Annotated in this window: 4 protein-coding genes and 1 pseudogene; 3 read left to right on the top strand and 2 right to left on the bottom strand. The window is 34.1% G+C overall.

All coding sequences use genetic code 11. From position 1 onward, the window contains the following. Positions 1-95: 95 nt before the first annotated feature. Together Cyrtocomes_RS05025 and blaOXA are read right to left on the bottom strand one after the other, a co-directional pair. Positions 96-824: a Bcr/CflA family efflux MFS transporter gene (locus tag Cyrtocomes_RS05025; RefSeq protein WP_322498100.1), complete on the bottom strand. Its 729-nt coding sequence runs from the start codon at positions 822-824 to the stop codon at positions 96-98. Positions 825-1,178: 354 nt separating this feature from the next. Further along, positions 1,179-1,967: pseudogene (gene blaOXA, locus Cyrtocomes_RS05020) on the bottom strand (class D beta-lactamase). A gap of 660 nt (positions 1,968-2,627) precedes the next feature. Between blaOXA and Cyrtocomes_RS05015 the strand changes: the two are divergent. From Cyrtocomes_RS05015 to bioA, 3 genes are read left to right on the top strand one after another with little or no spacing between them, the layout of a single operon-like run. Further along, complete coding sequence (locus Cyrtocomes_RS05015; RefSeq protein WP_322498099.1) at positions 2,628-3,377, top strand: methyltransferase domain-containing protein; 750 nt, start codon at positions 2,628-2,630, stop codon at positions 3,375-3,377. A gap of 21 nt (positions 3,378-3,398) precedes the next feature. Next, on the top strand, positions 3,399-3,986 hold the full coding sequence (gene bioD, locus Cyrtocomes_RS05010; RefSeq protein ID WP_322498098.1) for a dethiobiotin synthase: 588 nt from the start codon (positions 3,399-3,401) through the stop codon (positions 3,984-3,986). Then, entirely contained in the window at positions 3,986-5,260 is a 1,275-nt protein-coding gene (gene bioA, locus Cyrtocomes_RS05005; protein WP_322498097.1) for an adenosylmethionine--8-amino-7-oxononanoate transaminase, read from the top strand. Before bioD ends, bioA begins: the two co-directional genes overlap by 1 nt. Positions 5,261-5,558: the final 298 nt, after the last annotated feature.

Raw genomic sequence — 5,558 nt, 5'->3', positions numbered from 1 at the left:
GAAACAACCTTTTATCCATCTAAATACCATATTTATCGCCTCCAATATAATATTGCATCTTTTCCATTATTTGGCAAAACCTTTGTTAACAGTGCCTAATGACTCGGTGAAAGATTTAACCCCTTGATGAGATAAAAAGATCCTTCGGCAAAATAACTGAAGAGAATTCCGTTACATCCAGCAACTATAAGAGCAAAGCCCAACACTTTTTTATCGGTCAAAAGTTGCTTTGCAATATCACACATAGAAACCTGTTTACGTGAAGCATATGTTTCTGGTAGTCTCATGCTTACAAGAAAAGTTACAATAAGCGCAAACAAGATCAGAAAGACAAAAATGTTTCTCCATCCAAACATTTCGGCAATGAGTCCTCCGCATAAAGGTCCAAGTGCTGGAAATAATGCAAGTGCGCTACCAATTGTAGAATATACCATTCCGAGGGCCGGACCATGAAACGCATCTCTGCAAATTGCCTGACCAAGAACACTCCCTATGCTACCACCAAACGCTTGTACCAAACGGCTGATCATTAACATTTCAATTGAATTGCTAAAATAACAACCAACGCAACCGAAAATAAAGAGCAAGAGACCTGCGATAATACAGGGCTTGCGGCCTAATTTATCGGAAATTCTACCCCAAAAGAGCGTACCAAAAGCAAAGCCAAAGAGGTAAATTGTGAGTGTGTATTCCACCATCCCTTCTGAAGTAAGCAGTGTATGGGCTATATCAGGTAAAGACGGTGTATAAACGGTTTCAGAAAGCTGTGGTAGGCCCACAATAAGAACAATAAGCCAGATTGCTGGCGGCAAAACATGTGTCATAAAAAACCTCTACATTTATAATTCAAAAATTAAGCAATAAAGTAGCATATTATCTTTTCAATAGATTTCTACTGGAACCTTTAGATCAACTGTTAGCAAATAGCTCCATTTTCATCAGCAAAGCCAGCAGGCAAAAACTGAGAGCCAAACTATATTATTCTCTCCTAAATTATCCACACAATCTGGCAAGGCTTTCTGGTGCACGGCAACCTGAGCTGATGGTTTGCGACATGCCGATCTTAGGACCAAAATCTGCCCATACTTTGAATGCTGGTTGTTTTTGCTCTTGAAAACTCTTCTATTTTTACAACCGTACACAAAGCCTTAAATTCTTCATGTGTTGTTTTTAACATCTTATATTTGCTCTATAATTTTCATTAATCTTTCCTTTACATCTGCTTTGGCGCGTAATGATGCAAAAGTTTCTTCTTTTTTATCGTCCGATATATGGTTTGAAAAAATAATTCTTCTGTCACCCTTTTCAATCCAACCAATGAACCAGCCATGGTATAGGTCAGGATTTTTTGTTCTATCAGCATTTAATAAACTCCCCAATCCTGTTTTGCCATACAGCTTCCAGCCATCTTTTAACCCTTCAATAAAAAGAATATTTTTTGTCATCCTTATTGCATGTACGTTAATAGGCAGTTTACCTGTTAGAATTTTTTCTAAAAAAACTATTTGCTCTAAGCTTGATATTTCAAGAGAACTGGATAACCAAGCGTTTGTAAGACCGTTGTTTTTACCCTTGTCGCCTTAAAGATCTTGATTTCCATAAACAAATTTTGTGACATAATCTTGAAATTTTTCCATTCCAAGCCTCTTGGTTAAAACTTGGCTATACCAAACACAAGACTCTTTCATCCAACTTTGTGGTGTTTGATCTTGTTTCCAAGCATCACTCCAATCAACATATTCTTCTTTAAAAGGCCATACAGGGTTCGTTTCATCAACAAGAATACCTGAATCAAAACCTATCAAACTCAAGGTAATTTTAAAAGTAGACATAGGCGCATAGCGCTTTTCACAATTTCCCTCTTTATGGATAACTTGATCTTTTTCTTTAGCGATAAAACATGTGTTAGCAAACGTTATGTTTGAGGATAACATGATGCTACATAATAATAAAATAACCTTTTTCATAATTTATATTTCTAAAAATTGATCAATTGATTTATGAATTTCTTGTTTTATATCTTAGCTTAGAATCAGTAAGAAGCTTTTTGACAAATTTTTCATCATAATTATCAGCAATGGCTTCGGCTATTTGAATGACTTGTTTTGAAGATTTATAGACACTAATTAGAAAAATCATGTTTTCCAAGTACCAATTATTATTTCTATGTTGGCTGAAATCTTACACTCTCTAGTAATTATAAGATAAATTTCTTGAAAATGGGCGAAATCTATAATAAACAGATGAATATTGATTAAATTAAAATTTTCTCAATGTATCTGTTTTTAAATTGTTATGAATATGCAAAATAATCAAATTAATATACTAGAACTCGGAGCAGCTGATGCGCTTGTGATGGGTTCTTGTACTTCAGGCGATGAAGGAGGCCCTGGGCCAAGTTCACGTAGATCTTGCAGTTAAGAAACTATTGTAAATATTTCTAATAAATAAAGAAAATTTGGCTCCATATTTCGCATGTGGGACCGCATTAAATGCGGCAAAGGTTTGGTATATATTGTTATTCCAAATTTATATTGAAACACCGCATCTTATTTGTAGTTCTTGATTAAAGCTAAGCATATAGTGTATAAGTCCATGCTGCTGTTTTTGGTGCTTCGGCTTCTCAATTGATTGTAAATTTGGATAAAAAGTTAGTGGCTCAGAATTTTGATAGGGCCGCATGTATATATGATAAATTTAGCTCAATACAAAGTTCTTGTGCAGAGTTTTTGTGTCATCTTCTTTTTAAACATCTTCCTGACCTATATCCTGCTAAAATTCTTGATATAGGTAGTGGCACTGGTGCATTGGTAAAACTGATGCTTAAGAAATTTCCTAAAAGTTATGTTGTAGCTAATGATATATCCGCATTAATGCTTCAGGAGATCGAGAAAAGATTCTCTGGATCTAAAAGGCTTGAGGTTTTATTAGGGGATATGGATGAGGTGTATCTACCAAGCTGCGGTTTGGTAGTTTCAAATTTTGCGATGCAGTGGTCATCTAATATATGTACACTTATAAAGAAAGTATTATCACAATCGGATGTATTTGCCTTTAGCACGTTACTTGATGGGACTTTTTACCAATTAACTAGTCTGCTCGGTATAAAAGGCTTCTTATCTTACCCTACAAAGGAGGAAATATGCATATATATGAGAAAGCTTAACGTGCATCAAATTATATTTGAGGCAAAAGAGTTTTATTTATTGTTTGAAAATTTTTATGCTTTTTTGCAGTATGTTAGAAATCTTGGAATCGGCAATAATAATGAGATTGGGTATTCAGAGAATTTGTTAAGAGCGGCAAAAGATATGAAAAAAGAGTTTTTAGTTAGTTATAATGTATTATTTGCAATAGTAAAAAAAGGTCATTTCTAATTTGTTAGTCTTTTTGAATAAGTGAATATATTTGTAACTGGCACAGATACCGGGGTTGGAAAAACTTTTGTCTCTGGGCTTCTGTGTATGAGGTTTGGTTATACGTATTTTAAGCCTATACAAACTGGTGCTGAGCTTGATTCAAAGGTTGTTCAAGAGGTATTTGACGTTAATATATATCCAGAAGTTTATAGGTATAGTGCGCCACTTTCTCCTCATATAGCGGCCGCTATGGAAAATGATGAAATAGACATAAATAAGATTAGTTTGCCATACGGAAAAGGGTTAATAATTGAAGGGGCCGGTGGGCTGATGGTTCCCATAAACAAGAAGCATTTTATTATTGATTTGATAAAACATCTTGGTACGCCAGTAATTTTAGTAAGTAGAACAGAGATTGGTACTATAAATCATACGTTACTTTCAATAGATGCATTAAGAAAAAGAGGTATAGAGGTTTTGGGCGTGGTACTAAATGGTAATGCTAATAAACATAATGCAGATAGTATTAAGTTTTATGGGAATGTGAGAATATTAGCTGAAATACCAAAACTTGATGTTATAACCTATAGATCGTTGCAAAGTATTTCAAAAACTTTTAAAATATAATGAATAAGAATTTGATATGGCATCCCTTTACACAGCAAAAAAATTCTGTTCCAGAATTAAAGATTATAAGGGGTGATGGAGCGTATCTTTTTGATGCAGATGGTAACAAATATATAGATCTTATTTCTAGCTGGTGGGTTAACTTGCATGGTCATGCCCATCCTGAAATTGCGCGGGCAATATATAATCAAGCATTAAAGTTAGAGCATGTAATTTTTGCAGGATTTACTCATGAGCCTGCTATAAGACTATGTGAAGAACTAAGCTCTTTAATTCCAGACCGTTTAACAAAATTCTTTTTTTCAGATAATGGCTCTACTAGCGTTGAGGTTGCGCTAAAGATGGCTTATCAATTTTGGTATAATCAGGGTGATAGAGAAAAAACACTTTTCTTAAGTTTTGATGGCTCTTATCATGGTGATACTCTTGGTGCTATGAGTGTAAGTAATTCAGGATTTCATGATCATTTTAAAAAGTTACAATTTCAAAGCATAAAGATTAAATTCCCACATACTTGGATTGGTGATACCGAAATAGAAGAAAAAGAAGAGGTGGTGCTGAGGGAGCTAGTAGAAGTATTAGATGAATATTCAAACAAGATATCGGCATTGATATTAGAGCCGTTAGTTCAGGGTGCTGGTGGTATGAGAATGTGTAGAGTATCTTTTTTGAATAGGGTTTTAAGTGCTATCAAGGAGCGTGGAATATTTATTATATTTGATGAGGTGATGACTGGCTTTTATAGGACAGGTACTCTTTTTGCACTTGATCAAATTTTAATAAAACCTGATTTTTTATGCATATCTAAAGGTATTACTGGTGGTTTTTTGCCACTTGCGCTTACAATTACTACAGATATCATTTATAATGCATTTCTTGGAGATGATTTTTTTAGAGCATTTGCGCATGGGCATTCGTATACAGCTAATCCAATTGCATGTGCGGCTGCAATAAAATCTATAGAAATTCTGAAAAATAGTATTTGTAATATAATTAATATTAACTCAGCGCATCTTCAAGGTTTAGACATTTTAAAACAAAGTGAAAGAATATCTGGCCTGAGAGTTTGTGGTACAATAGCCGCATTTGAGGTACATTTATTACATGCTAACCTTAATGCTGAATTAAAGAAGAGGTTTTTATCTAAAGGCATGTTACTTAGACCACTTGGTAATACCGTATATTTGCTGCCACCATATTGTATAACACAAGAAGAAATCTTAAATTCTTATAGAGATATTTTAGAAGTGGTAAATGGTATACAAAATGAATGAGAATTATGTGAATTTTAAAAGTAAGAGCTACTTTAGCTGCTTTATTTGAGGCAGGCAGATAATACCTCATATAAGCCATTCTATAGCCTAGTCAAAAGAGGTTGAGACAGTTTTTAGCACATAAGCTAGGGTGTCTGTACAAATTTTCTTCTATATTTTCTAACTAAATGCTTAATCTTAAACCAATAATGCTCAATTTGGTTTAAATCTGGTGAGTTAAAAACAATACTTCGCATCCAACTACTGACTTAATCTCCTCTATTACATCTGCATTCTTATGAAACTTTATGTCATCCAT

Source organism: Candidatus Cyrtobacter comes, assembly GCF_034470605.1.
GTDB classification, from domain to species: Bacteria; Pseudomonadota; Alphaproteobacteria; order Rickettsiales; family Midichloriaceae; genus Cyrtobacter; species Cyrtobacter comes.
Note: the sequence above shows the minus strand (reverse complement) of the source record. Positions and strands in the feature narration are given on the sequence as shown.

Bases quoted from the DNA above. Each gene is read 5' to 3' on its own strand.
- Cyrtocomes_RS05025 (WP_322498100.1), bottom strand. From the start codon at position 824: ATGACACATGTTTTGCCGCCAGCAATCTGGCTTATTGTTCTTATTGTG.
- bioA (WP_322498097.1), top strand. From the start codon at position 3,986: ATGAATAAGAATTTGATATGGCATCCCTTTACACAGCAAAAAAATTCT.